Genomic DNA, 26,950 nt, shown 5'->3' on the forward strand with positions numbered 1-26,950 from the left:
TGCTACCCGTCAGTAATAAGACGCAACCCCGATCCGGCCATCTGTGACAGGTCAGACATGATCAGCCAGGTTCAGTCAGGTCACACCGGAACCGTGAGTGTGGCGGTGTACCCCTCCTCGGCGCTGCCCGTCATCGTCGCCAGCTGCTGGTCGTAGCCGTCGCTGAAGATGTTGTCCGTCTCCAGGGAGATCCGGCCGAGGTTGGTCACGCTCTGGCTGTAGCCGTCCGTGGCGTACACGGCCTCGCAGGTCTCCTTCGGGAAGGCGAGCTGCGAGGTGTTCGTGAGGGAGGTGGCCGCCGTGGCGTCGGCCAGGCTGCCGTAGACCTCGAAGTGGATGTGCGGCCAGCGGCCGTCGTAGCAGCCGGGGAAGACGCTCTTGAAGGTGACCTGCCCGTTGTCGTCCGTCTCCTGCACGCCCCGCAGGTAGTTCTCGTCCGTGATGCCGTCCGAGTAGAGGGAGTACTTGCCGTCCCGGTCGGCGTGCCACAGATAGACGGCGGCGCCCTTCTTCGGCGTACCGCAGCCCGAGGCCGCGTCCACGACCGTGAGGGTGACGGTCAGCGGCACGCCCTCGGCGGTGCCCCCGGCCGAGTCGCCGAAGCTGGTGGTGATGTCGCTGCGCACGACACCGCTCTCCTTCAGGACGTTCACGCCGTTCGAGCCGTCGCCGGGGTAGGGGCCGGCGGTCTCGTCCGGGATGGTGGCGCACTCGGCGGAGGCGTCGCCGGACGAGGCGGCCGACGAGGAAGACGAGGAAGACGAGGAAGTGGAGGAGGACGCCGAGCTCTCCTCCTCCGAGCTGCATCCCACGAGCGGGATCAGGCCCGCCCCCGCCATCAGCCGGATCATGCGGCGGCGGGCGAGGACGGGAAGGTCGTGGGAGAGCCCTCTGTCGTGCTCGTGGACCTGGTCGTCGTGGTGGCTGTGCATGCGGTGTCTCCCTCGTTCGGCTCGGTGGGCCAAACGCTATGAGCGGCACCTGTGAGAAAACCGTGCCATGGCTGTCGGATCGCTGTCGGTCGTTTTGCTGTCGCTCGTTCTGGACCGCGCGGCGGCCCGCCCTCCCTGTCCCTCTCGGTACGCTTACGCGCATGTATGGATACGGCCAGCCCATGGACGGGGGCGCTGCCCAGCAGCAGTACGCCCAGCCCCAGCAGCCGATGGCCGGCGGGTACGGGCAGCAGCCGCCGCTGTACCCCGAGCCGTCGCCTCCGTCGCTCGCCGACGCGGTGCGGGCGTTCACCACCGGGCAGATGGCCGCCGAGGACTTCCAGCAGATCTTCGCCACGTCGAAGGTGTACTGCCCGCGCGGCGACACCCCCGGCTTCCTCGCCCTGCACAACACCCAGCAGCCGGTGATCCCGATGTTCACCTCGCTGAAGGAGCTGCGCCGGTACGCGGGCAAGGAGTCCAAGTACTTCGTGATCACCGGCGCCGAGGTGATCGACCTCCTCCCCACCGGCTACGGCTTCGTCCTCGACATGGAGGGCGAGCACCGGATGGTCTTCGACGCGAAGGCGGTCGAGCAGATGGTGGAGTTCGCGATGCGGCGGATGTACGGCTAGCGGCTTCCTGAGCTGTCCGAGCTGCGGCGTCTCCCTGAAATCCCCGAGGGGATTGTCACAGCCATGCCATAGGATCCCGCGTGGCAGCCGCGCCCCGTCCGTCACCGCCTCCCGCGGTCGCGGCCGGACGTCGCGCGGCGCTCTCGTCCGCCGGGCGCGGGCCGTCTACGTCGACGGCTCGTCCGGTGACAACGTGAACACGACGACGTACGGGGCGTGGAAGTACCTGTACTTCACCAACTGAGACAGTCTTGCCGAAGGCCCGGAGGGAATGCCCTCCGGGCCTTTGTCGTTAGGGGTGGCAGAAAGTTCAGCGTTCAACTAAAGTGGACGCACAAGGAGGTACCGACAATGCCTGCAGTGACCGTCGAGAACCCGCTCACGCTGCCCCGGGTGACCGCTTCCGCCGACGCCGTGGCACGCCCCGTCCTCGGTGTGACCACCGCGCCGAGCGGCTTCGAGGGCGAGGGCTTCCCGGTGCGCCGGGCGTTCGCGGGGATCCACTACCGCCACCTCGACCCGTTCATCATGATGGACCAGATGGGCGAGGTGGAGTATCAGCCCGGGGAGCCGAAGGGCACCCCCTGGCACCCGCACCGCGGCTTCGAGACCGTCACCTACATCATCGACGGGATCTTCGACCACCAGGACTCCAACGGTGGCGGCGGCACCATCACCAACGGCGACACCCAGTGGATGACGGCCGGCTCCGGCCTCCTCCACATCGAGGCGCCGCCGGAACACCTCGTCATGTCCGGCGGCCTCTTCCACGGCCTCCAGCTGTGGGTGAACCTCCCGGCCAAGGACAAGATGATGCCTCCGCGCTACCAGGACATCCGCGGCGGCAACGTCCAGCTACTGACCACGCCCGACGGCGGCGCGCTGCTGCGGGTCATCGCCGGCGAGCTGGACGGCCACGCCGGCCCCGGCATCACCCACACGCCGATCACGATGATCCACGCGACGGTGGCAGCGGGTGCGGAGGTCACACTGCCGTGGCGGGAGGACTTCAACGGGCTGGCGTACGTGCTGGCGGGCAAGGGCTCGGTCGGTGCCGAGCGCCGCCCCATCCACCTCGGCCAGACGGCGGTCTTCGGCGCGGGCGGCTCCCTGACCGTCCGCGCGGACGAGAAGCAGGACTCCCACACGCCGGACCTGGAGGTCGTCCTCCTCGGCGGGCAGCCCATCCGTGAGCCGATGGCCCACTACGGCCCCTTCGTCATGAACACCAGGGAAGAGCTGCAGCAGGCGTTCGAGGACTTCCAGAAGGGCCGCTTGGGGACCATCCCGGCCGTGCACGGGATGTCTGAGGGCGGAATATAGGGCTCGCCAGGAAACAAACGCGGACGAGTCCGGCGCGGAGCCCTCGTGTACGAGGGCTCCGCGCCGGCCGTCGGGCAGCTCCGCGGCGAGCGGGCGGCGGGAGGTTGTTCGGCCGCTTACCGCTGCTGCGAGCGCGGGACGGCGGGTAGGCGGGACAACTTCCCCGATCTTGGCAACCTTTACGCACGTGGCGACGACTCGCAGGCAACAGGGTCCCGGAGCAAGGACCACCATGCGAGAAGGACAAGCCGTTGTCAGACCAGAAACGCCCTCATCGCCGCCGTCCAGCAACCCGTCGCGTGCTCGCCGCCGCTGTGGCCCTCGCCGCCGTGGGTGCTGCCGTACCGCTGGTGGCCAGGGCCGCGCTCACCTCCGAGGACAGCGCGCCGACCGTGCTTGCCGATGCGGCAGCGGCCAAGGGCCGCTACTTCGGAACGGCTGTCGCCGCGGGGAGGCTGAGCGACCCCAAGTACACCGCCATTCTCGACCGGGAATTCGACATGATCACCCCGGAGAACGAGATGAAGTGGGACGCCGTCGAGCCCTCCCGCGGGTCGTTCAACTTCGGGCCCGCGGACAAGATCGTCAGTCACGCCACCGCGAAGGGGCAGCGCCTGCGTGGCCACACCCTCGTCTGGCACTCCCAACTGCCCAACTGGGTCAGTTCCATACGTGATGCGGGCACCCTGCGCAGCGTGATGAACAACCACATCACCACAACGATGAAGCACTACCAGGGCAAGATCTACGCCTGGGACGTGGTCAACGAGGCGTTCGCCGACGGCCCCGGCGGTCAGCGCCGCAGCTCCGTCTTCCAGAACGTGCTGGGCGACGGCTTCATCGAGGAGGCATTCCGCACCGCCCGGAAGACCGACCCGGCAGCCAAGCTCTGCTACAACGACTACAACATCGAGAACTGGTCCGACGCCAAGACCCAGGGCGTCTACAAGATGGTCAAGGACTTCAAGTCCCGTGGCGTGCCCATCGACTGCGTCGGCCTGCAGAGCCACTTCGCCGCCGGCGGCGCCCCGGCCGGCTTCCAGACCACGCTGTCCAAGTTCGCCGAGCTCGGCGTGGACGTCCAGATCACCGAGCTCGACATCGCCCAGGCACCCGCCGGCGCGTACGCCGACTCCGTCAAGGCATGCCTGAACGTCAGCCGTTGCACGGGCATCTCGGTGTGGGGCATCCGCGACAGCGACTCGTGGCGTACGGGCGAGAACCCGCTGCTGTTCGACAACAGCGGTAACAAGAAGCCCGCTTACCACGCGACGCTTGCCGCCCTGGGTGGCGGCAGCAGCGGCGGAGGGGGCGGAGGCGGTGGTACGCCGGGCGGTGACATCACCTCCGGAGCGACCTACACGCTGTCCAACGCCGCCGCTGGACGCGTGCTCGACCAGCCCAAGGGAAAGAACGCCAACGGCACCCAGCTCGTGGTGTGGAAGGCCGGCGGCGCCGCCAACCAGCAGTGGAAGGCAAGCCGCAACAGCGACGGCTCCTACACGTTCACCAACGCCGCCAGCGGCCGAGTCCTCGATGAACCGAAGGGCTGGACCGGCAACGGGGTGAAGCTGCAGGTCTGGGACGCCAGCGGCGCCGCCAACCAGCGCTGGAAGGCAAGCCGCAACAGCGACGGCTCCTACACCCTGACCAACGTCGCCAGCGGCCGGGCCCTTGAGATCCCCAGCGGCAGGACCGCCAACGGCACTCCCGTACAGAGCTCGGCGGCCAACGGCGGCGCCAACCAGCGCTGGAAATTCCAGGCGCTCTCGCCGACGAGCGGCAAGTGTGCCCTTCCGTCGACGTACCAGTGGTCGTCGACGGGTGCGCTGGCGCAGCCGGCGAACGGGTGGGCCTCGCTGAAGGACTTCACCGCCGTGACGCACAACGGCAAGCGGCTGGTCTACGGGTCGAACTTCTCGGGATCGTCGTACGGCTCGATGATGTTCCGTCCGTTCACGGACTGGTCGGAGATGGCGTCGACCGGTCAGGCCGGCATGAACAAGGCCGCGGTGGCTCCCACGCTCTTCTACTTCGCACCCAAGAAGGTCTGGGTGCTCGCGTACCAGTGGGGTGCGTGGCCCTTCATCTACCGCACGTCGAGCGACCCCACCGACCCCAACGGGTGGTCCGAGCCGAAGCCGCTGTTCACCGGCACCATCCCCCGCGGCGAGTCCCCCACCGGTCCGATCGATCAGACCCTGATCGCCGACGACAAGAACATGTACCTGTTCTTCGCCGGCGACAACGGCAAGATCTACCGGGCGAGCATGCCGATCGGTGACTTCCCGGGGAACTTCGGCTCGTCGTACACGACGGTCATGAGCGACACTGCGGACAAGCTGTTCGAGGCGCCGCAGGTGTACACGGTCCAGGGCCAGAACCAGTACCTCATGATCGTGGAGGCGCAGGGGGTGAAGGGGCGCTACTTCCGCTCCTTCACGGCCTCCAGCCTGAACGGTGCGTGGACCCCGCAGGCCGCCACCGAGAGCAACCCCTTCGCGGGCAAGGCCAACAGCGGCGCCGGCTGGACCAACGACATCAGCCACGGCGACCTGATCCGCAGCAACCCCGACCAGACGATGACCGTCGACCCCTGCAACCTGCAGTTCCTCTACCAGGGCAAGTCCCCCAGCACACCGCCGAACACTCCGTACGACAAGCTGCCGTACCGGCCGGGCCTCCTCACCCTGAGGAAGTGACCTGACCGCTCCTCGGTGATCGTGATCGAGGAACCCCATCCGCAAACCGGCTGGGGTTCCTCTGCGCTTGAGGGCCGCAGTACGGCCAGAGCGTCCACGAGGTGAAGTCCTGACGGCGGTGTCCGCGTAGGTGGCGGCCGCGTCGATGCCGGGTTCAGGCAGGGGCGATCGCGTACCGTGCGGCGAGCAGTTCCTGGACCGCGAGCGGTTGCGTCATCGTCTCGCTCGACGGCCGCGTCGCCGGCCCCGGCGGCGACGCTGACCTGATGACGAGGGCCGCGAGGTGGAGTGCGGCCATTCCGGCTCCCTGCGACGCCACGGTCGAGGCCCGCTGGTTCGCCGAGCCGCGTCGGCGCTGACTCTCCGTCACCTGGGTGGCTTCCCGTGGCGGGCGGGCCCGGGGCGGGCGTGGTGGCATGGGCGTATGTCCTCGCCGCCCGCCCTGCTGCCCGAGCCCGCCCGGCGGCTGGCCGCCTGGTGCGCGGTCGCGCTGCTGGTCGCGGGCGTCGGGTACGTCGGGATCCTGCTGTGCGCGGCGTTCCGTACGGCCGTCACACCGGTGGCGCTCGCCCTGCTCGGCACCGCGCTGCTCGGGCCCTTCCACCGGCGGATGGTGGGGGCGCGGGTGCCGCGGTCGGCGGCCGCCGGGGTGACCTGTGTCGCGGTCGTGGCGGTGGTCGGCGGCGCGGTGTACGTGGTGGCCGCCGCGCTCGTCGACAGCGGGGACCAGATCATCGCCTCGCTCAGGGACGCGGCGGTCTCGCTGTCGGAGCACTTCGGGGCGGCCGGCACCTCACTGGACGACCTCGCCTCCAACTCCCGTGAGCTGCTGTCCAGGTTCGGCGGTACGGCCGCGTCGGGCTTCATCAGCGGGGTCAGCGTCGTCGGCGAGACCATCGCCATGGCCGTACTCGCCCTGCTGCTGATGTTCTTCTTCCTGCGCGACTCCCACCGCGCCGCCGCCACCCTGCGCGCCTTCGCCCCGCGCGGCACCGGGGACACCCTGGAGGCCATGGCGCGGCGCGCCTTCCGGGCCGTGGAGGGGTTCATGCGCGGTACGACCCTGATCGCGCTGATCGACGCCACGTTCATCGGCATCGGGCTGCTGGTGCTCGACGTGCCCGGCGCGTTCGGGCTGGCCGCCCTGGTCTTCGTCGGCGCCTACATCCCGTATCTCGGCGCCTTCCTCTCGGGCGCGGTGGCGGTCCTGGTGGCACTCGCCGACCGGGGTTTCGTCATCGCGCTGTGGGCGCTGGGCGTCGTCCTCACGGTGCAGGTGCTGGAGGGACATGTCCTGCAGCCGCTGATCCAGAGCCGGACGGTGCAGATGCATCCGGCGGTCGTGATGCTCGCCCTCACCGCGGGCGCCTCCGTGGCCGGCATCCTCGGCATGCTGCTCGCGGTGCCGGTCACGGCGGCGGCGACCGGGGTGCTGCACGAGCTGAGGAACCGTTATGGGGCGTCTTCCGAGGAGTCGCCGGACCGGCCGACCGGCCCCGGCCCCACAAGCAGTTGAAAATTGCAGTAAAGGGCCCTCGAACTACCCACCGGTACATGCCAGGATGCCCGCGCCAGGGGGAACCGACGTCGGTGGCCCGAACAGCTACGCATACCGCACGAGAAGGCACAGGACATGACCACCCCTGTCTCCCCTTCCCTGCTCGTCGTGGACGACGAGCAGGGCGTCCGCGAGATGCTCACCATGGCCCTGGAGTTCGTGGGCTTCGAGGTGAGGAGCGCGGCCACGGGCCGTCAGGCCCTGGAGTGCGCCACCCGGTGCGTGCCCGATCTGGTGCTGCTGGACATCAACCTGCCCGACCTCGACGGGTACGAGGTGTGCCGGCTGCTGCGTGAGCGCGGCATGGCCATGCCCGTGCTGTTCCTCAGCGCCCGCTCGGACCTCGACGACCGGGTGCGCGGACTCGACCTCGGCGGCGACGACTTCGTCACCAAGCCCTTCGAACTGAAGGAGGTGGCGGCCCGCGTCCGGGCGCTGCTGCGCCGCTACGGTGCCGGCGGGCGACCCGGGGCCGCGGGCCGGATCACCGTCGGGGACCTACGACTCGAACCCGACAGCCACCAGGTGTGGGCCGGCGAAGTCCCCGTCCAGCTGACCACCACCGAGTTCGCCCTGCTGCGGTACCTGATGGAGAACCCGGGTCGGGTGCTGACCCGCGCGCAGATCCAGGAGCGGGTCTGGAACCACCGGGACGACGGCTCCGGACTCGTCGACACCTACATCTACTACCTGCGGCGCAAGCTGGGCGACCGGCAGCCGTCGCCGATCCGCACCGTGCGCGGGGTGGGCTACCTGCTGTGCGCCGACTGACCCGCGTCGTCGCGTACGGATGGTCCGCCGCGCTTTCCGCGCTGTGCGGCGCCACCTTCCTGGCGGTCTGGCTGCTCCGGGAGCACCTCGACGAGCGGGCCGTGGGCCGGCTGATCCGGTTCGAGGCGGCCCTCGGAGTGGTCCTGCTGGCGGCCGTCGTCGCCGGAGCGGTTCTGCTGTGCCGCAGGGAGGCACGGGACCGGCGGGAGTGGGAGCGGCGGCTGTGGGAGTTCCAGGCCACCGCCGGACACGAGCTGCGCAACCAGCTCACCGTCATCTCCGGTTACACCCAGGTCGCCGGCGCCGACGGCGAGGAGGAGCGGCACCGGCGGGTGCGCGGCGACGCCCTGGAGCGCGCGTCGACCGAGATCCAGCGGATGGCCTCGCTCATCGACGAACTGTCCCTGCTGTCCCGGCTGGACCTCGGCCAGCCCTTGCGCAGACAGCGGATCGACCTGGCCGAGCTGTGCCGGGACGCGTACGCGGCGGCGCGGGACTGCCACCCGGAGCATCCGGTGCGGCTGCTCATCGCGCCCGGGGAACACACGGTCCGGGGCGATCCCGGGCGGCTCCACCAGGTCGTCGCCAATCTGCTGGTCAACGCCCGCGTGCACACGCCGCCCGGTACGACGACCACGCTGGGGCTGGGCACCGAGGACGGGCACCGGGTCATCGAGATCGTGGACGACGGGCCGGGGGTGCCGCCCGAACTGCGGGAGAGGATCTTCGAACGGTTCGTCCGGGGCGAGGACACCACGGCGGTCGGCAGCGGGCTGGGCCTCGGCATCGTCGCGGCCATCACCGCCGCGCACGGGGGCACGGTGAGCCTTGAGCCGCACGGACCGGGCGGACAGGGCGCCTGGTTCCGGGTGCGGCTTCCGGCGGCCTCCTGAGTCTGATCCGATTCTGTCGCCTCTCTGAGCGCATCGTGACCTTCGGCTGGTCGAATCTGACCCGATGACCAGAAGGTTCAAGCCTCAAGTTCAGGGGGTTCAGTGACCACTCGTTCCACCATGAAGCGCGCAGGTGTCGCCACGGTGCTGAGTTTCGCCGCCGTGATGGTGTCCGTCACGCCGGCGAGCGCCGCGACCAACATCCGCGGCCAGGAGCCGTTCAACACCGACAAGCTGCTGATGACCCTGTGCAACGGGACCACCCGTTCGCAGGAGAAGCTGATCAACGTCGACACCGGCGAGGTCAGGAATCTCAACAACTGGAACGACATCCGGGGCCGCTGGGAGCGCGTCAAGGGCTGGTGCTCCTACCCCAAGTCGTCCAGCTGGACCTGGACCGGCGGCGAGACGCGGGTCAGCGACACCATCGTCAACTGCAGCTCGGGATCCACGATCCAGCAGGGCATCACGTCCAGTGGCAGCACGACCAGCACCACGACCCACAGCGTCAGCGGCTCGGTCGGCGTCAGCTGGACGGCCATCAAGGACGTCCTGACGTTCCAGGCGGGCGCCGAGTACTCGCACTCCTGGTCGTACGCGAAGACGCAGGGCTGGTCCAAGACGAGCAACCTCACCGTCCCGCCGCGCCGGGTGGGCTGGATGGTCCAGCGCCCGGAGATGCGTACGGTGCGCAGCAACCCGGTCTTCCACGTCGAGGCATACACCTGGAACACGTTGCCCTTCGCGAACTGGACGACCGTCGACAGCTGGCGTGGCCGCGGTTACCGCGACATCAAGTCCCACGGCGCCTACTACGACGCCAAGGCCAACGTGACCGACAGCAACGGCGTGCCGAAGGGCCAGGTCGTGGCGCGTGACCGTGCGGTGAACAGCGGCGACCGCTGCTGAACCGGGAGGCGCCGAGCCCGGCGAGGGCTCATGAGGTCTCCTGGATCCCGGACTCCCGGAGCTCGAACCAGATGCTCTTGCCCTCGCCCCTCGGCGCCACCCCCCACGCGTCCGCCAGCAGCTCGATCAGCATCAGCCCGCGCCCCGACGACGCCAGCTCCCCCGGGCGGCGCTTGTGCGGCAGGTCGTCGCTGGTGTCGGTGACCTCGATCCGCATGCGCCGCCCGTCCGGGGCCTCCCTCACCTCGGCGACCAGCAGCGCGTCCGCGTCGGTGTGCACCAGGACGTTGGTCAGCATCTCGGAGACCAGCAGGACCGCCGAGTCGCGCTGGTCCTCCGACGCCCAGTCGTGCAGCAGCTCCCGCAGCTGCTGCCGGCCCTCGGCGATCCGCTCCGGCTCGGCCTGCGCGATCGTCAGCATGGTGCGGCGTACGGTCGGCCGGACGGGGGCGACGTCGATGCCGCAGCCGGCGCCCGGGCGGCACAGCAGCAGGACGGCGATGTCGTCCTCGCGGCGGTCGGTGAGCCGGCCCGTGGTGTGGTGCGAGGAGGGGCCGTGCACCGCCTGGACGAGGGCGTCGGCCAGCCCCTCCAGATCGCCCTCGTGGGACTCCAGAAGCGTGCGGATGCGCCGCCAGCCGGTGTCCAGGTCGTGCCCGCCGGTCTCCAGCAGCCCGTCGGTGCACAGCATCATCACCTCGCCGGGCTCCAGCAGGAGCCGGGTGGTGGGGTAGTCCGAGTCCGGGTCGATGCCCAGCGGCAGCCCGCCCGCCGTGGCCCGCACGATGACCGTGCCGTCCGCCATCCGGATCGCCGGGTCCAGATGACCGGCCCGGGCGGCCTCCAGCACCCCCGTGACCGGGTCGACCTCGACATACAGACAGGTCGCGAAGCGCAGGTCCGCGGGGGCGTCGTCCGCGTGGGTGATGCCGTAGAAGAAGCGGGAGGCGCGGGAGAGGACCGCGTCGGGGCGGTGGCCCTCCGAGGCGTACGCCCGCAGCGCGATCCGCAGCTGGCCCATCAGGCCCGCCGCCCGCACGTCATGGCCCTGGACGTCCCCGATGACCAGGGCGAAGCGGCCTCCGGGCAGCGGGATCATGTCGTACCAGTCGCCGCCGACCTGCAGTCCGCCGCCGGTGGGTATGTAGCGGGCGGCCAGGGTCATGCCCGGTATCTCCGGGCCGAGCGTGGGCAGCATCGAGCGCTGCAGCCCGTCCGTCAGCTCCCGCTGCGTCTCGGCGACGCCCGCGCGGGCCAGCGCCTGGGCGAGCATCCGGGCGACCGTCGTCAGCACCGAGCGCTCGTCCGGGGTGAACGCCACCGGGTAGGTGAAGGCCGCCATCCAGGCGCCCATCGTGCGGCCGGCCACCGTCAGCGGCAGGAACGCCCAGGACCGGCGGCCGAACTGCTGGGCCAGCGGCCAGGTGAGCGGGTAGCGCTGCCGGTAGTGGGCGGGGGAGGACAGATACACCGCCCGGCCCGTGCGGACGACCTCCGCCGCCGGGTAGTCCGTGTCCACGGACATGTGGGTGAAGGGGCCGTCGTCGCCGGGCTGGTGCCCGTGGTGCCCGATGATCGTCAGCCGGTCGCCCGCCACCCCGAAGACCGCCAGCCCGTCCGGTGAGAACCCCGGCATCGACAGCCCGGCCGCGACCCGCAGCACCTCCTCCGTGGAGCGCGCCTCGGCCAGCGCCCGGCCCGCGTCCAGCAGGAACGCCTCCCGGGAGCGCCGCCAGTCACCGGTGACCGGGCTGCGGGCGGCCGGGGTGCCCGGTGAGGGCTCGGTGACCTCCTGGATGGTCCCGATCAGCTCGTACGCCTTATTCACCGGGTCGAAGGACGGCTTGGAGCGGCTGCGCACGATCCGGACGACCCGGCCCCGGTCGTCCATGATCCGTACCCGCACCTCGGCGAGCGTGCCCTCGGCGACGGCCAGCTGGATGACCCCGGTGATCTCGTTCCAGTCGACCGGGTGCAGCCGGGCGCGGGTCTGCGCCTCGGTCAGGACCCTCTCCTCGGCGGGCAGCCCCAGCAGCCGGGCCGCCTCGGCGTCGACCGTGACCAGCCCCGTGGCCGTGGACCAGTGCCACATTCCGGTCGCCAGGGCGGCGAGGACCTCCCCTACAGCAAGGGGCTCACCAGTGCGCATTGCCCCACTCTAAGAAGACCCGTTCGAAAGTCGCCACTGATCGCCGGAGCGCAAAGGACGGGAGTCGATCTTCGACCGCCCGGTACCCTGGAGTTTGTTTCACGTGAAACGTACCCCCAACCGCGAAGACTGGATGAACGACGATGCATCGGTACAGGTCCCACACCTGCGGCGAGCTCCGCGCTTCTGACGTCGGCACCGACGTCCGGCTGAGTGGCTGGCTGCACAATCGGCGCGACCTGGGCGGCATCCTCTTCATCGATCTGCGCGACCACTACGGCATCACGCAGCTCGTCGCGCGTCCCGGCACGCCCGCGTACGAGGCCCTGGACAAGCTCTCCAAGGAGTCCACGGTCCGCGTCGACGGCAAGGTCGTCTCCCGCGGCACCGAGAACATCAACCCCGACCTGCCCACCGGCGAGGTCGAGGTCGAGGTCGGCGAGGTCGAGCTGCTCGGCGCGGCCGCCCCGCTGCCGTTCACGATCAACACCGAGGACGGGGTCAACGAGGAGCGGCGCCTGGAGTACCGCTTCCTGGACCTGCGCCGTGAGCGCATGCACCGCAACATCATGCTGCGGACGGCCGTGATCTCCGCGATCCGTCACAAGATGACGGCGCTGGGCTTCAACGAGATGGCGACGCCGATCCTCTCCGCGACCTCCCCCGAGGGCGCCCGTGACTTCGTCGTCCCCTCCCGCCTGAACCCGGGCAAGTTCTACGCCCTCCCGCAGGCGCCGCAGCAGTTCAAGCAGCTGCTGATGATCTCCGGCTTCGACCGGTACTTCCAGATCGCGCCCTGCTTCCGCGACGAGGACGCGCGCGCGGACCGCTCGCCGGGCGAGTTCTACCAGCTCGACGTCGAGATGTCCTTCGTCGAGCAGGAGGACGTCTTCCAGCCGATCGAGCAGCTCATGACCGAGCTGTTCGAGGAGTTCGGCAACGGCCGTCACGTCACGTCCCCGTTCCCGCGGATCCCGTTCCGCGAGGCGATGCTGAAGTACGGCTCCGACAAGCCGGACCTGCGTGCGCAGTTGGAGCTCGTCGACATCACCGACGTCTTCGAGGGCTCCGAGTTCAAGGCGTTCGCCGGCAAGCACGTACGCGCCCTGCCGGTGCCGGCCGTCCAGGACCAGCCGCGCAAGTTCTTCGACCAGCTCGGCGAGTTCGCGATCTCGCTGGGCGCCAAGGGCCTGGCCTGGGTGCGCGTCGCCGAGGACGGGTCCCTCACCGGCCCGATCGCCAAGTTCCTCACCGAGGAGAACATCAAGGTCCTCACCGAGCGTCTCGGCCTGGAGGCCGGGCACGCGGTGTTCTTCGGCGCGGGCGACTTCGACGAGGTCTCGAAGATCATGGGCGCGGTGCGGGTCGAGGCCGCCAAGCGCGCCGGGCACTTCGAGGAGAACGTCTTCCGCTTCTGCTGGATCGTCGACTTCCCGATGTACGAGAAGGACGAGGACACCGGCGCGATCGACTTCTCGCACAACCCGTTCTCCATGCCGCAGGGCGGCCTGGAAGCCCTGGAGACCCAGGACCCGCTGGACATCCTGGGCTGGCAGTACGACATCGTCTGCAACGGCGTCGAGCTGTCCTCCGGCGCGATCCGGAACCACGAGCCGGAGATCATGCTCAAGGCGTTCGAGATCGCCGGCTACGACCGGGAGACCGTCGAGGAGAAGTTCGCGGGCATGCTGCGCGCGTTCCGCTTCGGCGCCCCGCCGCACGGCGGCATCGCGCCCGGCGTCGACCGCATCGTGATGCTGCTGGCCGACGAGCCCAACATCCGCGAGACCATCGCCTTCCCGCTCAACGGCAACGCCCAGGACCTGATGATGGGCGCGCCGACGGAGCTGGAGGAGGCCCGGCTGAAGGAACTGCACCTGTCGGTGCGCAAGCCGCAGCCGAAGTAGTCGCGCCTGTCTGCCGTGGGGGCCGGAGTTCTCCGGCCCCCACGGGTTTCTCAGGCCGATGCCTCGTCGGGGCGCGGGGAGCCGGCGAACAGGTCTCTGACATGGGAGGCGGTGACGGCGCGCTCCAGGCAGAGGGTGAGCGCAGTGGCGTCGCGCAACATGCTCAGACCGCGGTCGAACTCCTTGGAAGTCTCGACGCCGCGCGTATCCAGAACCCGAAAGACCGCCGCGGCCCAGGCCGAGAGGTATCCCGCCTTGTATCCGTCGGTGAACCCCGGCGTGGACTCCGGTGTTGCCCCCTGGGCGCTGCTTTCCGCATCGGCCAACTGGCACGCTCACGGGCCATCTCCTCAAGGGTGATGGCTCCCTCCCTCCGGAGTCTCTCCAGACCGCAGAAGTAGTCACCCGCAACCAGGTCCGGGGGTACGCCCAGGGCGAGGGTCAGTGCCGTGAACCTGTAGAGGTCGTCGAGCTCCGGCGGTGTCACGTCGTCCGGTTGTCCGTTCTCCACCGTCAGACCTGCCCGGGGTCGTCGTCCGGAGCGTCCGGGTCCGTGGTGAACAGGTCTTCTGCGCGAGCGACAGTGACGGCCCTGCGGAGCCAGTCGCTGACGCGCTCGAGGTCGGTGCAGGTGGTGATGCGCTCGCGGATGTCGTCGGAGACCGGGATCCGGCGTGCCTCCAGAACCGCGAGGACCCCCTTGGCCTCGCCCTTGGCCTCGCCTTCGGCTGCGCCTTCAAGGTATGCCTTCTCCAGGACCGTGCCTTGGCCGGGGAAGTAGTTGACGAACGTCATGATGCTCCTCCATTTCTGACGGTACGAACACGTGCCGCGGGCCGCTCCACCCGCTCGAACTGCAGCACAAAGGCCGGTTCACACACGGCGCATGACGTGGTTCTCAGGCATCAGCAGCCAGCGGAAATGGTCGATGAGAGGCTCCACCAGGTGTTGATCACGGAGCACCACGCCAAGTTCGATGTTGTCGGACAAGGCGCGGTCAGTGAGGTTGGCGCTGCCTATGAGCGTGGTTTCGGCAGTCGCGGCAGCGGTCGGAGGTGGGGGCGGCGTGACGGAAGGGTCGGTCGCAGCCGGCGCAGGTCTGGCGGGGGAGTCGGGGTTCCGGAGCGGAGACCGGTGGCGCCGGGGGCCGGAACGGGGGCAAAGGCGGGAGCTGGGCGGTCAGGCGGTGGGCCAGGAAGGCGGCCGGGCGGATCAGGGGTTCCGCCGGGAGGTTCTCGGTGAGGGCGTGGCGTACGGCGGTGGGGGTGAGGTCGCGTTCCAGCCAGGCGGCGACACCGGGGGCGAGGTGCTCGGCGTCCGTGGCGGAGAGGAGGAGGCGCGGGTCGTGGCGGCGGAGGTCGGCGAGGACGTCGACGGCTGTCCGGAGCAGAGCGGGGGAGGTGTACGAGGGCTGGGGTACGGCGGGGAGGCGTCGCTTGCGGGGCGGGGGCTTGTCCGGGGCCGGGCGTCGGGCGGGCCTGGTCTCCGCCGGGGCTGTGCGGTGTCCGGGCCTGTTGCAGGAGACCGTGCGGGTGATGATCCGGCCGGTGGGGGTGCGTTCGCGGGTGCGGATGAGATAGCCGTGGGCTTCGAGTTCGCGCAGGGCCGCGGCGATACGGGTGGGGCCCTCGGGGAAGCGGTCGGCGAGGGTCTTGATGTCGACGGCGGTGCCCGGACGGACCGATTGGATGTAACAGCCCAGGCCGATTGCCAGCAGCGACAGCTCGCGGTGCTGGGTGAGGTCGTTGCCGATCACCGTGAAGTTCTCGGTGTGGCGGACGTTGTCGTGAATCACGCCGGAGTGAGGCCGCGCGTGGGGGTGGTTTTTGCCCGGGGTGCGGGACTGGGGGCGTGCGGGCGCGCTAAGGTTTTCGGTATCCATCAGGAAGGTCCGATCTTCCTCGGTGGTCAGGCCCTCGCATTGGGATTGCAGTCCCGGCGGGGGCCGTCGCATGTCTGGGGTTGTGTCGTCGTGCTGCGCCGAGCGTACGGCAGACAACGGGTCCAAAATCCAGCCGAGTTGGCATATTCACTCACGCGGGTGAGTTTGCCCGGCGGGAGGGAGGGGTGGGGCTTGGTGGGGTGCTTTCTCCTCAGTGCGTAGTGCATAGGGAGCGCAGGTCCGACCGGAGTCTGGACCGTCGTGCTTCGGTCGTGGGGGTCAGGAGAGTTCGGGTGCCGGTCCGGGGTGCGGTGTGCTGTACTTGGGGACAAGGAGGCCCCGCATCGGACCGCTAGTCCGTGCGGAGGCCCAAGCTCAGCAAGAGCGTGTCGTATGTCCCCAGACCGTGTGGGGATATCCGGCTACTTGCTGAGCCACCGATGCAGGTGGGCCCCCGGCCGGAGCTGTGAACTCCGAACGGGGGCCCGGCTCAACAGGAGCCTGTCGGATGTCCCCAGACTGGATGGGGATATCCGGCTACCTGGTGAGCCACCAGAGCAGCCACCTCCTCGCGTGCTTCGCCGCCCGCTCCGGCAGGAGTCGGATCAGCCGCATGACGAAAGTCGGCTTCTGCTCCTCGTGACCGCCCATGTGGGGGGCGTCCTCCCTTCGACGTGAGGCGGCCAGTCACAGTCCCGGGACCGCTCTCGTCGGGCCGGGCCCCGAAGAGTTAGGGCCCGGAGTGAAGGGAGGACGCACCCATCGGGTGCGTCACATTTCGATGCTACCGGTTGAACTCACCTGCTGTGACCGGTTGTTCACGTGGGGTAGGCGGCGCACTCCGCCCAGACCGTCTTGCGTGGGGACGGGCCCCGGCTCACTCCCCAGCGGTCGGCGAGGGCGTGCACGAGGGTCAGGCCGCGGCCGGCTTCGCTGCCGGGGGTGGCGTCTTGGGGGCGGGGCAGCCGGTCGCCGCGTGTGTCGGTGACCTCGATGCGGAGGGTTTCGCCGACCACGTAGAGGAGGAGCTGGAAGTTCCGGCCCGGGACGCGGCCGTGGGTTGCGGCGTTGTTCGCCAGTTCGGCCACGATGTGTTCCGCCGGGTCCAATGGGAGGCCCCAGGTGCGCAGTTGTCCGGCGGCGAGCAGGCGTGCGAGGCGGGCGCCGCGTGGGGTGGGGGACAGCAGGACGCTGAAGTTGCGGATGCGGTCCTCGGGTTGGGTGGGCTGTTCTGTTGGCTCGGCGAGTTTTTGGTTCACGTCACTCAGCGTGGCGGGATGCGCCTACCGTGAGGAGTGACGACGTCGTTGCGTACGGTGACTGTCCGGCGCTTGTCCGGTGGTGTCCGGGCTTGTCGGGGCGGTGCGTACGGGTAAGGGCGTCGCGGTACGAGGCGGTACGACGGAGGGGCGGCGCGCGATATGTCGGTGGACGTGGAGGCAGGGCGGCTCAGGACCGAGGCGGATGAGCCGGGGTGGGAGGTGGATCCGGACGACGAGTGGGGCGTGGCTGTTATCGCCACCGTGGGGCGGCAGTTGAAGCTGCGGCGGGAGGCGGTGGGGATGCGGGCCGCCGAGTTCGGTCAGCGGCTCGGGTACAGCGAGGACATGGTGTACAAGATCGAGAGCGGGAAGCGGATTCCTCGGCCCGAGTATCTGGACATGGCGGACGAGGTGTTGGGGGCGGATGGGCTGATCTCCGCGATGAAGGAGGACGTGGAGAAGGTTCGGTATCCGAAGAAGGTGCGGGATCTGGCGGACATGGAGGAGAAGGCGGTAGAGATCGGGATCTACGTCTGCAACAGCATCAACGGGTTGTTGCAGACGCCGGAGCATGCTCGCGCCGCATTCGAGTCGAGGCAACCGCCGTACTCGAAAGCCGAGGTGGAGCGGTTGGTGGCCGCTCGTGTGGCCCGGCAGTCCATCTTCGAGCGGGACCCCGCACCCGCACTCGGTTTCGTGCTGGAAGAGACCCTGTTGCGACGCCCGTTGGGAGGCACAATGGTGTGGCGACAGCAGCTCGAACGCCTGTTGGAGGTGGGGCGGTTGCGTAATGTCACACTTCAGGTGATGCCGACCCACGTGGAGGTTCATCCCGGCCTGGATGGAAGGCTTGAGCTGCTGAAGTTCGCGGACGGTACGGCGACAGGACGCTCCGACGGCGCGTTCAACGGTCGTCCCGTCTCGGACCCGAGGCAGCTGCACATCCTTGAGCTGCGGTATGGCACGATCCGGGCTCAGGCTCTCCCGCCTCGGGAGTCGCTGTCCTTCATCGAGCAACTGCTGGGAGAGACATGATCCGCAAGCCCTCTGCCGGGGACGCCTCCGAACTGGCGTGGTTCAAGAGCAGCTACAGCGACGGCAATGAGGGCGACTCCTGCGTCGAGGTCGCGGTAGCGCCCCGCACCATCCACGTCCGCGACTCCAAGTACCGCGATGCCAGCCCCCGCCTTGGGCTGGCACCGGAGGCATGGGCGCACTTCGTGGCGTACGCGTCGGGGAGCTGACTCCTCAACTGCACAGGCCCCGAGCCTGGTTGTCACCGGGCGCGGGGCGTTGTCGTACGGCTCAGAACAGGGCGTCCGGCTGAGGGAAGAGCCCGCCGTCGTCGAAGTTCTCCGGGGCGGTCTTGGGCGTGCGTGCGGCAGCCCGAGCCTTCGCCTTGGCCTTGCGAGCGGCAGCACGGCGCCGCTTGGCCTCCGGCGTGTGCAGGCCCTTCTCCGTCTCTTCCTTGTAGCGGGCGTGGTTCAGCTCAAGTAGCAGGTCAAGGATCTTGGTCTGGAATCCGCACGCTGCCGTTAACTCCGTCGTCGGCTCCCGTACTTCTCAAATTGGCTTAAGACTTTCAACAGGAGCCTCACAGACAGTTCGACCAGTGTCATGGGCATGGACCTGGTACTCGTCGTCTCCGACCTCGTCGCCATCTGCGCGCTGACCTTCGGGGTCTACTTCCCCCGCCACCATCGCCGCGATCTCGTCGCCGCGTTCCTCGGTGTCAACGTCGGCGTGCTCGCCGTCTCCATGACGCTGAGCTCGACCTCGGTGGGCATCGGCCTCGGGATGGGACTGTTCGGGGTGCTGTCGATCATCCGGCTGCGGTCGTACGAGATCGCCCAGCACGAGATCGCGTACTACTTCACCGCGCTCGCCATCGGCCTGCTCAACGGGCTGCCGCAGGAGTGGGACCCCCTGGGCGCCGCCCTGACCGTGCTGCTCGTCGCCACCATGTACGTCGGCGACCACCCCCGCCTCTTCCCCCGGCACCGCACCCGCACCCTGCGCCTCGACTCGGCGTACACCGACGAGGACGCCCTGCGCGAGCACCTCGAAATGCTGCTCGGCGGCCGGGTGCTGAACCTGTCGGTGCAGCAGATCGACCTGGTCAACGACATCACGCTGGTCGAGGTCCGGTACCTCGCCGGGTCGGCGGTACGGCCGAAGGTCGCCGCGTGAACGCCGTCACCGCGCTCCGCCCCATCGGCCTCGACGAACTCGTCGCCCGGGCCGAACTGCTGACCCGTATCGACCGCAAGTACCTCCTCCCGTCGGCCGACCTGCCCTTCCTGCTCGGCGGCCTCGACGAGGACGTACGGGTCCTGGAGATCGACGGCCGGCGCGCGTTCGGGTACCGGTCGCAGTACTTCGACACCCCCGACCTGACCGGCTACCTGGGCGCGGCCCGCAGCCGACGCCGCCGCTTCAAGCTGCGCGTGCGCACCTATCTCGACACCGGCGCCCGCTACTTCGAGGTGAAGACGCGAGGCCCGCGCGGGGCGACGGTCAAGCAGCGGGTGCCGTACGAGGGTGACGAGCACCGACTGTCCCACGGCGCCCGGGAGTTCGCGGACGAGACGCTGGCCGGCGCCGGCATCGACGCGCGCGGGCTGCGCTTCGTACCCGCGCTGACGACGACGTACCGGCGGACGACGCTCCTGCTGCCCCACGACAGCAGTCGGCTGACCATCGACACCGGGCTGACCTGGGAACTCCCCGGCGGCGCGGGCACGATCCGGACGCCCGAGCGGGTCATCGTGGAGACGAAGTCGGGCCGGGCGGGTTCGGGCGCCGACCGGCTGCTGTGGTCGCTGAAGCACCGTCCGTGCGCGGTGTCGAAGTACGGCACGGGGCTGGCCGCCCTGCGCCCCGAACTGCCCGCCCACCGCTGGCTGCCCGTCCTGCGGCGCCACTTCCCCTACGTCCTGGACGGGAGTCCGACATGAGAGCACGACGTTTCCGCATGAAGGCCGTGGGCGCTCTGGCCGCCACGGCACTGGGCCTGGCCGCGCTGACCGGCTGCTCCTCGGGAGACAGCAGCGCGGCATCCGCCGCCTCCGCCTCGCAGAGTTCGGGCGGTACCGCCACGGCCGCCGCCGACGGCGGCCAGGACGCGGCGGCGGTCCTCGCCGCCAACAAGGACGTCCATGTGGCGAGCGCGGAAGAAGTGAAGTGGGACGCGTCGGGCGCCACCACCATCACGCTGGACGGCGACTCCGCCTCGGTCGACGGGGACGGGGCGCGCGCCGACGGTTCCACGGTGACCGTCACCACCGCGGGCACCTACCGGATCAGCGGCACCCTGAAGGACGGTCAGATCACTGTCACCGTGCCCGACGGCGAGGTGACGCTGATCCTGGACGGTGCCGACATCAGCAGTTCCTCCGGCGCGGCGATCGCGGCGACGGAGGCGAAGGAGCTGACGGTCGTCCTCGCCGACGGCAGCAGCAACACCCTCTCCGACGCCGCCTCCTACGCGGAGGGCGCCGAGGCCGACGCGGCCCTGTTCAGCGCGGGCGACCTGACGATCGCGGGCGGCGGCTCGCTGACCGTGCACGGCAACGGCAACGACGGCATCGTCAGCAAGGACGGCCTGGTCATCGCGTCCGGCACGGTGACGGTCGACGCCGCCGACGACGGCGTCGTGGGCAAGGACTACGCGGTCGTGTACGGCGGCACGGTCACCGTGACGGCCGGCGGCGACGGCGTGAAGTCCGACAACGACGAGGACGCGGACGCCGGGTACATCGTGGTCTCCGGCGGCTCGGTGAAGGTGACGGCGGCGGGGGACGGGGCCGACGCGGTCACGGACCTCGTCGTCACCGGCGGCACGCTCACCACCACCGCCAAGTCCACCGACGACTCCTCCGCGCACGGCCTGAAGTCCGGTGTCATCACCGTCCTGGAGGGCGGCACGGTCTCCGTCGACGCCTCCGCCGACGCCCTGCACAGCGACTCCGCCGTTCACCTGAACGGCGCACAGGTCACCGCCGCCGCCGGGGACGACGGTGTGCACGCCGAGGGCGACCTGGTGATCAGCGCCGGCACTCTGGAGATCACCACGTCGAACGAGGGCCTGGAGGGCAAGGACATCCTGGTCAGCGGGGGCACGGTCAAGGTCACCTCGGAGGACGACGGGGTCAACGCCTCCGGCGGCGAGTCGACCTCGGAGGGTGGCTTCGGCGGGGGCCCGGGCGGCGGGGGCGGCGGCGAGGCGGTCGGCGACTACACCGCCAAGGTCACCGGCGGCACCCTCGTCATCAACGCCGAGGGCGACGGCTTCGACTCCAACGGCACGGCCGAGATCACCGGCGGCACGATCGTCGTCAACGGCCCCCAGGGAGGCGGCAACGGCGCCCTCGACGTGAACGGATCCTTCACCGTCAGCGGCGGTGTGCTGCTGGCCTCGGGCAGCGCCGGCATGGTGGTGGCGCCCGACACGGAGTCCGAGCAGGGCTGGCTGTCGGCCACCCTCGACCAGTCCGTCGGCGCAGGCACGGTCCTGCACATCGTCGACTCGGACGGCGCGGTCGTCGCGACGTACACCACCTCGAAGGCGATCCAGAACGTCGTCTACTCGTCCTCGGCGATCAAGAGCGGCGAGGAGTACCGCGTCTACTCCGGCGGGTCCGTCTCCGGGACCGCGACGGGTGGTCTGGCGGCGACGGCCGGCTCGCTGGGCTCGGCGCAGCAGATCGGGACGGCCACGGCCGGTGAGGCCCCGGCGGGCGGCTTCGGTCGCGGAGGCGGAGGAAGGTAGGAGCACCTGTCCTAACCGGCGCACGCATTCGAATGTGTGTGCCGGTTTGCTTGCTGATGGAACGTCGGCAAATCACATCTGGCGATCTTTGGCCTTGCCTTGGGCGCACCTATACGTAGTCTTTACGGTCGTACCGTCAACGACCGAAATGGGGGCTGATGTTCCAGCGCATCGCGAAAGAGATCCTCTCCGGCCTGACCGTGGCCATCGTGGCTTTGCCGTTGGCAATCGCATTCGGTATCACGGCGACCGGCACCTCGGAGGGTGCGCTCGTCGGACTCTACGGCGCCATCTTCGCCGGATTCTTCGCGGCACTCTTCGGTGGCACACCCGCCCAGGTGACCGGGCCCACCGGTCCCATCACCGTCGTCGCCACCGGAGTCATCGCCGAGCACGGGCTGGAGGGCGCGTTCCTGGCCTTCATCATGGCCGGCGCCTTCCAGATCCTGTTCGGAGTGTGCAGGCTCGGCTCGCTCATCCGCTACATACCCCACCCCGTGGTGTCCGGCTTCATGGGCGGCATCGCGCTCATCATCATCCTGGGCGAGCTCGACCAGGTGGAACGCAGCTTCCTGGTCGTGGCGGCGACCATCGTGCTCATGCTCGTGTCCGCCCGCGTCATCAAGTCCGTACCGGCGAGCCTGATCGCGCTCGTACTCATGACGCTCGTCCTGCGGCTCGCCGACTCCGCACTGCAGGACGTCGGCCTGGGATCCGTCACGCTCAACTCCACGATCGACTACATAGGCCAGATTCCCGAGTCCGTCCCCTCCCTCAGCGTCCCGGACCTCGGCGGATCGCTGATCCTCACCCTTCTGCTGCCGGCGCTCAGCATCGCGCTGCTCGGCTCCATCGACTCGCTGCTGACCTCGGTCGTCATGGACAACATCACCGGCAACCGGCACCGCAGCAACAAGGAGCTGATCGGCCAGGGCATCGGCAACGCCGTCAGCGGCCTCTTCGGCGGTCTGGCCAGCGCCGGCGCGACCGTCCGGTCCGTCGTCAACGTCCGCAGCGGCGGCCGTACCGCCCTGTCGGCGGCCACCCACAGCGTCATCCTGCTCGCCCTCGTCGTCGGCCTCGGGGCCGTCGTGCAGTACATCCCGCTCGCGGTGCTGTCCGGCATCCTGATCGTCACCGCGGTGGGCATGTTCGACTGGGAGGCCCTGCGCAAGGTGCATGTCTCGCCGAGGGGCGACGTCCTGGTGATGTTCGCGACGATGATCATCACCGTGCTCCTCGACCTGACGATCGCCGTCGCCGTCGGCGTCGTCCTGGCCCTCGTCGTCCACGGAGTGCAGTCCCGCCGCCGGAAGGCCACGATCGTCCACGAGGGCGACGACGGCTACCGCATCGAGGGACCGCTGTCCTTCCTCTCCGTCGACCACGTCTTCACCGCCCTGCGGGAGGACCGCTCCACGCTCTCCCTCAGCCTGAAGGACGTGACCTACATGGACATGTCCGGCGCCAAGGCGCTGCTGACCTTCATCGACCACGCGCACCGGTCCGGCGTCGAGCTGGGCATCAGGGAGGTGCCGTCGCATGTCCAGGACCGGCTGGTCGCCCTGGCCGACGAGGGGCAGCGGGACAAGCTCAGGACCGCGGGGGTGGAGGAACCGGTAGGCGCGTGAGACGCGAAGGGGTCCGGGCGCTTCTCCCCGGACCCCTTCGTCGTGTTGCGCGCTCCCCGCTTACGCCTCCTGGCCGCCGAAGCGCTCCTTGTACGCCGCCAGGTCCTCGTCAGTCAGCTTCGCGAACAGCACCGGCGGGACGGTGAAGGGCGTACCGGCCGGGACGGAGACGAGGGCCTTCGCCTCGGCCTCCGTGACCCAGGTCGCGGTGTCGTCGGTGAGCGAGAACGCCTCCCGCATGGTCCGCGCGGACGCCGGGATGAACGGCTCGGAGACCACCGCGTAGAGGTGGATCAGGTTCATCGCCGTGCGGAGGGTGAGGGCAGCGCCGTCCTTGTTGGTCTTGATCTCCAGCCAGGGAGCCTTCTCCTCCAGGTAGGAGTTGCCGGCCGACCACAGCGCCCGCAGGGCCGCCGCGGCCTTACGGAACTGGAGCGACTCCATGTGCTCCTCGTACTCGGCGAGCAGGCGCGCGATCTCCTCGCCGAGCCTCGTCTCCGCCTCGCCCGGCTCGCCGCCCGCCGGGACGTCGTCGCCGAAGCGCTTGCGGGAGAAGGACAGGACACGGTTGACGAAGTTGCCGAGGGTGTCGGCGAGGTCCTTGTTGACCGTGGCGGTGAAGTGCTCCCAGGTGAACGACGAGTCGTCCGACTCGGGGGCGTTTGCGATGAGGAAGTAGCGCCAGTAGTCGGCCGGGAGGATCTCCAGAGCCTGGTCGGTGAAGACACCGCGCTTCTGGGACGTGGAGAACTTGCCGCCGTAGTACGTCAGCCAGTTGAACGCCTTGACGTAGTCGACCATCTTCCACGGTTCGCGCACGCCCAGCTCGGTGGCCGGGAACATCACCGTGTGGAACGGGACGTTGTCCTTCGCCATGAACTCGGTGTAGCGGACGTCGTCGGCGCCGTCCGGGCCGTACCACCAGGACTTCCAGTCCCCACCGGTGGCGTCCGCCCACTCCTTCGTCGCGCCGATGTACTCGATCGGGGCGTCGAACCAGACGTAGAACACCTTGCCCTCGGCGGCCAGCTCCGGCCAGGTGTCGGCCGGGACCGGGACACCCCAGTCGAGGTCGCGGGTGATCGCACGGTCGTGCAGGCCCTCCGTCAGCCACTTGTGGGCGATGGAGGAGGCGAGCTGCGGCCAGTCGTCGTCATGGCGGGCGACCCACTCGCGGACCTCGTTCTCCAGCTTGGACTGGAGGAGGAAGAGGTGCTTGGTCTCGCGGACCTCCAGGTCGGTGGAGCCGGAGATCGCGGAGCGGGGGTCGATGAGGTCGGTCGGGTCCAGGACGCGGGTGCAGTTCTCGCACTGGTCGCCGCGGGCCTTGTCGTAGCCGCAGTGGGGACAGGTGCCCTCGACATAGCGGTCCGGGAGGAAGCGGCCGTCGGCGGGGCTGTAGACCTGGCGGATCGCCCGCTCCTCGATGAAGCCGTTCTCGTGGAGCCTGCGGGCGAAGTGCTGGGTGATCTCCACGTTCTGGGGGCTGGAGCTCCGGCCGAAGTAGTCGAAGGCCAGCTCGAAGCCGTCGTAGACCGCCTTCTGCGCGTCGTGCGCCTGCGCGCAGAACTCGTCGACCGGGAGGCCCTGCTCCTTCGCGGCCAGCTCGGCGGGGGTGCCGTGCTCGTCCGTCGCGCAGATGTAGAGGACGTCGTGGCCGCGCTGGCGGAGGTAGCGGGAGTACACGTCCGCCGGGAGCATGGACCCCACCATGTTGCCCAGGTGCTTGATCCCGTTGATGTAGGGAAGGGCGCTGGTGATGAGGTGTCGAGCCATGGTTTGGCTGCTCCCGGGTCGGTCGTTTTGGTGAGTCTTGAAATCGTAGCCGACATGGGGTGGCCGCCCGCTTCCCGTTTTGCGGGGTGGGAAGGGGCGGCCGGTCGCTGGGAGCGAGTGGGTGCTACGGGCGCCAGTCGGCCAGTACGCCCTCGTAGAGCTCCTCGTCGGTGAGCTCCTTGGGGGTGGGGCCGGCGTGGAAGAACGACGTGTTCGGGGTCTTCAGCTTGCGGAGGTAGTCGAACGCCTTGTTGTCGTGCTCGCCGAAGGCGACGAAGGCGAAGAAGACCGAGGGGTGCTTTTCGGCTGCCGCCGTGAGGGACTGGGTCGCCGGGGTCTTCGCGTCCGGGGCGCCGTCGGTCTGGAAGACGACCAGGGCGGGGGCGGTGGGGTCGGCGGACTTCTCGTGGTGCGTGACGACTGCCTCCACGGCGGCGTGGTAGCTCGTACGGCCCATGCGGCCGAGGGACGCGTGGAGGGTGTCGATGCGGTTGGTCTTGTCCGGGTCGGTGGGGGTGAGGTCGGCGGTGCCGTCCACCTCCGTGGAGAAGAAGACGACGTGGACCTTCGGGGTGGTGCCCTCGGGGGTGAGGTGGGCGGCGAGGGCGAGGGTCTGGTCGGCGAGGGCCTGGGCGGAGCCGTCCTTGTAGTACGGGCGCATGGAGGCGGAGCGGTCGAGTACGAGGTAGAGGGCGGCGTGGGTCCCTGCGAGGCCGAGCTTGCCGAGGACCCGGGCAGCGGCCTCGGCTTCGCCGGCGGCTGCCGCCGGCTGGGGGGTGGCGTCCGGCGCCGTTGCCTCGGCTTCGCCGTCGGCCGGCGTGTTCCCACCCGCACCACCCGTGCGGCTTTCGTGGTCGTCTGCGGGTGGCCCCGCCGGTGCGCCTTCGCCGTCGGCGGCCACCGGCTCGTCGATGGATTCCGACTCCGACTCCGACTCCGGCTGCGGGGGCGCTTCGGACGCGGGCGCTTCCTCGACCACCTCAGCCTCAGCCGCCGGTTCCGCCGGAACTTCAGCCTCGGCCACCGGCTCTTCCGCGGGAGCCTCGATGGCGGGCTTGGCCTCCGCGACCTCGGTCTCCGGCTCTTCCACCGGCGCCTCAGCCGTCGGCTGCTCCTCCGAGACCTCGGCCTCCGGCTCGTCCGCTGGTGCCTCGGCCACGGGCTCCTCAGCCGGGGCGTCATCCACCGGCGCCTCGCTCACCGGCTCTTCCGCCGGCGCCTCGATGGCGGGCTTGGCCTCCGCGACCTCAGCCACCGGCGCCTCAGCCACGGGCTCCTCCGTCGGCGCCTCAGCCACAGGCTCTTCCACCGGCGCCTCGGCCACCGGCTTCTCCGCCGTCGGCTGTTCCGCCGGTTGGGGCGACGGCTTGGGTACCGTCACGTTGTCGAAGGCGGCTGAAACGAGTTCGTGTTCCTCGTCTGCGGCCGGGCGGGGGTCCGGGATCGGCTTCGTCGGCTCGGCGGCGGCCTCGGCCGGTTCCGTCGGCTCGGCGGGTGCGGATACGGCCGGTGCCGTCGGTTCCGTGGGCTCGACCCGTGTCGGTGATTCGGCCGTTTCGGGCGTCGTCGCAGGCTCTGATGCGGACTCCGTCTTCTGCGAAGGAATCTGTTCCGCACCCTCGACCTGGGCGGCATGCCCCTTGCGTGACCTGCCGAACGCATTCCGCAGGAGAGAGAGAATGCCCATTGTGCGCAACCCTTCGCGTGAGTTGATGCCCGTCAATCCCTGGCCAGGACGGACACGTAAGGTTAGCGGCCCCGAGCGGTGATCTTGGGGAGGGGCGCCCGTCGGACACCCGGCCCGTCCCGCTGCCGTGGGTTCACTCCCCGTTCACTCGGGCGCCGCGCT

25 protein-coding genes are annotated in these 26,950 nt (G+C 69.6%); 15 read left to right on the forward strand and 10 right to left on the reverse strand.

Annotated elements, in window-relative coordinates:
- Positions 1 to 80: 80 nt before the first annotated feature.
- Positions 81 to 932, reverse strand: a complete 852-nt coding sequence (locus ACH5AC_RS06510) for an intradiol ring-cleavage dioxygenase (protein ID WP_398860534.1) — start codon at positions 930 to 932, stop codon at positions 81 to 83.
- Positions 933 to 1,093: 161 nt separating this feature from the next.
- Here ACH5AC_RS06510 and ACH5AC_RS06515 point away from each other — a divergent pair, with 161 nt between their 5' ends.
- The 3 genes from ACH5AC_RS06515 (at position 1,094) to ACH5AC_RS06525 (ending at position 5,592) form a co-directional block, all read left to right on the forward strand.
- Complete coding sequence (locus ACH5AC_RS06515; protein ID WP_398860535.1) at positions 1,094 to 1,567, forward strand: SseB family protein; 474 nt, start codon at positions 1,094 to 1,096, stop codon at positions 1,565 to 1,567.
- A 351-nt stretch (positions 1,568 to 1,918) separates the two neighbouring features.
- Entirely contained in the window at positions 1,919 to 2,890 is a 972-nt protein-coding gene (locus ACH5AC_RS06520) for a pirin family protein (RefSeq protein ID WP_398860536.1), read from the forward strand.
- A 299-nt stretch (positions 2,891 to 3,189) separates the two neighbouring features.
- Positions 3,190 to 5,592 (forward strand): non-reducing end alpha-L-arabinofuranosidase family hydrolase, encoded by a 2,403-nt coding sequence (locus ACH5AC_RS06525; RefSeq protein ID WP_398860537.1) that lies wholly within the window; start codon positions 3,190 to 3,192, stop codon positions 5,590 to 5,592.
- A gap of 154 nt (positions 5,593 to 5,746) precedes the next feature.
- Here the strand turns inward: ACH5AC_RS06525 and ACH5AC_RS06530 are convergent, their stop codons facing one another.
- Positions 5,747 to 5,890, reverse strand: coding sequence for a hypothetical protein (locus tag ACH5AC_RS06530; protein WP_398860538.1), 144 nt, complete (start codon positions 5,888 to 5,890; stop codon positions 5,747 to 5,749).
- Positions 5,891 to 6,016: 126 nt separating this feature from the next.
- On the opposite strand from ACH5AC_RS06530, the gene ACH5AC_RS06535 reads away from it, so the two are divergent.
- The 4 genes from ACH5AC_RS06535 (at position 6,017) to ACH5AC_RS06550 (ending at position 9,723) form a co-directional block, all read left to right on the forward strand.
- On the forward strand, positions 6,017 to 7,108 hold the full coding sequence (locus ACH5AC_RS06535; protein ID WP_398860539.1) for an AI-2E family transporter: 1,092 nt from the start codon (positions 6,017 to 6,019) through the stop codon (positions 7,106 to 7,108).
- Positions 7,109 to 7,225: 117 nt separating this feature from the next.
- Positions 7,226 to 7,921, forward strand: coding sequence for a response regulator transcription factor (locus tag ACH5AC_RS06540; RefSeq protein WP_398860540.1), 696 nt, complete (start codon positions 7,226 to 7,228; stop codon positions 7,919 to 7,921).
- Positions 7,909 to 8,814, forward strand: a complete 906-nt coding sequence (locus ACH5AC_RS06545; RefSeq protein WP_398860541.1) for a sensor histidine kinase — start codon at positions 7,909 to 7,911, stop codon at positions 8,812 to 8,814. The genes ACH5AC_RS06540 and ACH5AC_RS06545 overlap by 13 nt, the downstream gene beginning before the upstream one ends.
- A 102-nt stretch (positions 8,815 to 8,916) precedes the next feature.
- Positions 8,917 to 9,723 carry a hypothetical protein gene (locus ACH5AC_RS06550; protein WP_398860542.1) on the forward strand — a complete coding sequence of 269 codons (807 nt, stop codon included), beginning with the start codon at positions 8,917 to 8,919 and terminating at the stop codon, positions 9,721 to 9,723.
- A gap of 28 nt (positions 9,724 to 9,751) precedes the next feature.
- On the opposite strand, the gene ACH5AC_RS06555 is transcribed toward ACH5AC_RS06550, so the two are convergent.
- Positions 9,752 to 11,872: a SpoIIE family protein phosphatase gene (locus tag ACH5AC_RS06555; RefSeq protein ID WP_398860543.1), complete on the reverse strand. Its 2,121-nt coding sequence runs from the start codon at positions 11,870 to 11,872 to the stop codon at positions 9,752 to 9,754.
- A gap of 143 nt (positions 11,873 to 12,015) precedes the next feature.
- Between ACH5AC_RS06555 and aspS the strand changes: the two genes are divergently transcribed.
- Positions 12,016 to 13,779, forward strand: coding sequence for an aspartate--tRNA ligase (gene aspS / locus ACH5AC_RS06560; protein ID WP_398860544.1), 1,764 nt, complete (start codon positions 12,016 to 12,018; stop codon positions 13,777 to 13,779).
- Between the two features lie 50 nt (positions 13,780 to 13,829).
- Here the strand turns inward: aspS and ACH5AC_RS06565 are convergent, their stop codons facing one another.
- From ACH5AC_RS06565 to ACH5AC_RS06580, 4 genes are all read right to left on the reverse strand, one after another.
- Positions 13,830 to 14,105, reverse strand: a complete 276-nt coding sequence (locus ACH5AC_RS06565) for a hypothetical protein (protein ID WP_398860545.1) — start codon at positions 14,103 to 14,105, stop codon at positions 13,830 to 13,832.
- A gap of 187 nt (positions 14,106 to 14,292) precedes the next feature.
- A complete protein-coding gene (locus ACH5AC_RS06570) occupies positions 14,293 to 14,574 on the reverse strand; it encodes a hypothetical protein (RefSeq protein ID WP_398860546.1) in 282 nt (93 codons plus the stop codon).
- 78 nt (positions 14,575 to 14,652) lie between these two features.
- Positions 14,653 to 14,769 (reverse strand): hypothetical protein, encoded by a 117-nt coding sequence (locus tag ACH5AC_RS06575; protein WP_398860547.1) that lies wholly within the window; start codon positions 14,767 to 14,769, stop codon positions 14,653 to 14,655.
- Positions 14,770 to 14,776: 7 nt separating this feature from the next.
- Positions 14,777 to 15,661, reverse strand: coding sequence for a helix-turn-helix domain-containing protein (locus tag ACH5AC_RS06580; RefSeq protein WP_398860548.1), 885 nt, complete (start codon positions 15,659 to 15,661; stop codon positions 14,777 to 14,779).
- Positions 15,662 to 16,169: 508 nt separating this feature from the next.
- Here ACH5AC_RS06580 and ACH5AC_RS06585 point away from each other — a divergent pair.
- On the forward strand, positions 16,170 to 16,304 hold the full coding sequence (locus ACH5AC_RS06585; RefSeq protein ID WP_398860550.1) for a hypothetical protein: 135 nt from the start codon (positions 16,170 to 16,172) through the stop codon (positions 16,302 to 16,304).
- A 175-nt stretch (positions 16,305 to 16,479) separates the two neighbouring features.
- On the opposite strand, the gene ACH5AC_RS06590 is transcribed toward ACH5AC_RS06585, so the two are convergent.
- Positions 16,480 to 16,920 carry an ATP-binding protein gene (locus ACH5AC_RS06590; RefSeq protein WP_398860551.1) on the reverse strand — a complete coding sequence of 147 codons (441 nt, stop codon included), beginning with the start codon at positions 16,918 to 16,920 and terminating at the stop codon, positions 16,480 to 16,482.
- Between the two features lie 162 nt (positions 16,921 to 17,082).
- Between ACH5AC_RS06590 and ACH5AC_RS06595 the strand changes: the two genes are divergently transcribed.
- The 6 genes from ACH5AC_RS06595 (at position 17,083) to ACH5AC_RS06620 (ending at position 23,325) form a co-directional block, all read left to right on the forward strand.
- On the forward strand, positions 17,083 to 17,958 hold the full coding sequence (locus tag ACH5AC_RS06595) for a helix-turn-helix domain-containing protein (protein WP_398860552.1): 876 nt from the start codon (positions 17,083 to 17,085) through the stop codon (positions 17,956 to 17,958).
- Complete coding sequence (locus tag ACH5AC_RS06600; protein WP_398860553.1) at positions 17,955 to 18,167, forward strand: DUF397 domain-containing protein; 213 nt, start codon at positions 17,955 to 17,957, stop codon at positions 18,165 to 18,167. Before ACH5AC_RS06595 ends, ACH5AC_RS06600 begins: the two co-directional genes overlap by 4 nt.
- A gap of 379 nt (positions 18,168 to 18,546) precedes the next feature.
- On the forward strand, positions 18,547 to 19,113 hold the full coding sequence (locus ACH5AC_RS06605) for a DUF4956 domain-containing protein (RefSeq protein WP_398860554.1): 567 nt from the start codon (positions 18,547 to 18,549) through the stop codon (positions 19,111 to 19,113).
- Positions 19,110 to 19,880 carry a VTC domain-containing protein gene (locus ACH5AC_RS06610; protein WP_398860555.1) on the forward strand — a complete coding sequence of 257 codons (771 nt, stop codon included), beginning with the start codon at positions 19,110 to 19,112 and terminating at the stop codon, positions 19,878 to 19,880. Before ACH5AC_RS06605 ends, ACH5AC_RS06610 begins: the two co-directional genes overlap by 4 nt.
- Positions 19,877 to 21,694, forward strand: coding sequence for a carbohydrate-binding domain-containing protein (locus ACH5AC_RS06615; RefSeq protein ID WP_398860556.1), 1,818 nt, complete (start codon positions 19,877 to 19,879; stop codon positions 21,692 to 21,694). The genes ACH5AC_RS06610 and ACH5AC_RS06615 overlap by 4 nt, the downstream gene beginning before the upstream one ends.
- Positions 21,695 to 21,852: 158 nt before the next feature.
- Positions 21,853 to 23,325: a SulP family inorganic anion transporter gene (locus ACH5AC_RS06620; RefSeq protein ID WP_398860557.1), complete on the forward strand. Its 1,473-nt coding sequence runs from the start codon at positions 21,853 to 21,855 to the stop codon at positions 23,323 to 23,325.
- 60 nt (positions 23,326 to 23,385) lie between these two features.
- Here the strand turns inward: ACH5AC_RS06620 and metG are convergent, their stop codons facing one another.
- Both metG and ACH5AC_RS06630 read right to left on the reverse strand, forming a co-directional pair.
- Entirely contained in the window at positions 23,386 to 25,101 is a 1,716-nt protein-coding gene (gene metG / locus ACH5AC_RS06625) for a methionine--tRNA ligase (RefSeq protein ID WP_398860559.1), read from the reverse strand.
- A gap of 124 nt (positions 25,102 to 25,225) precedes the next feature.
- Positions 25,226 to 26,788: a VWA domain-containing protein gene (locus ACH5AC_RS06630; protein ID WP_398860560.1), complete on the reverse strand. Its 1,563-nt coding sequence runs from the start codon at positions 26,786 to 26,788 to the stop codon at positions 25,226 to 25,228.
- Between the last annotated feature and the right edge of the window lie 162 nt (positions 26,789 to 26,950).

The organism is Streptomyces sp. NPDC018693 (assembly GCF_044391385.1).
In the GTDB taxonomy this organism is placed as follows: Bacteria; Actinomycetota; Actinomycetes; order Streptomycetales; family Streptomycetaceae; genus Streptomyces.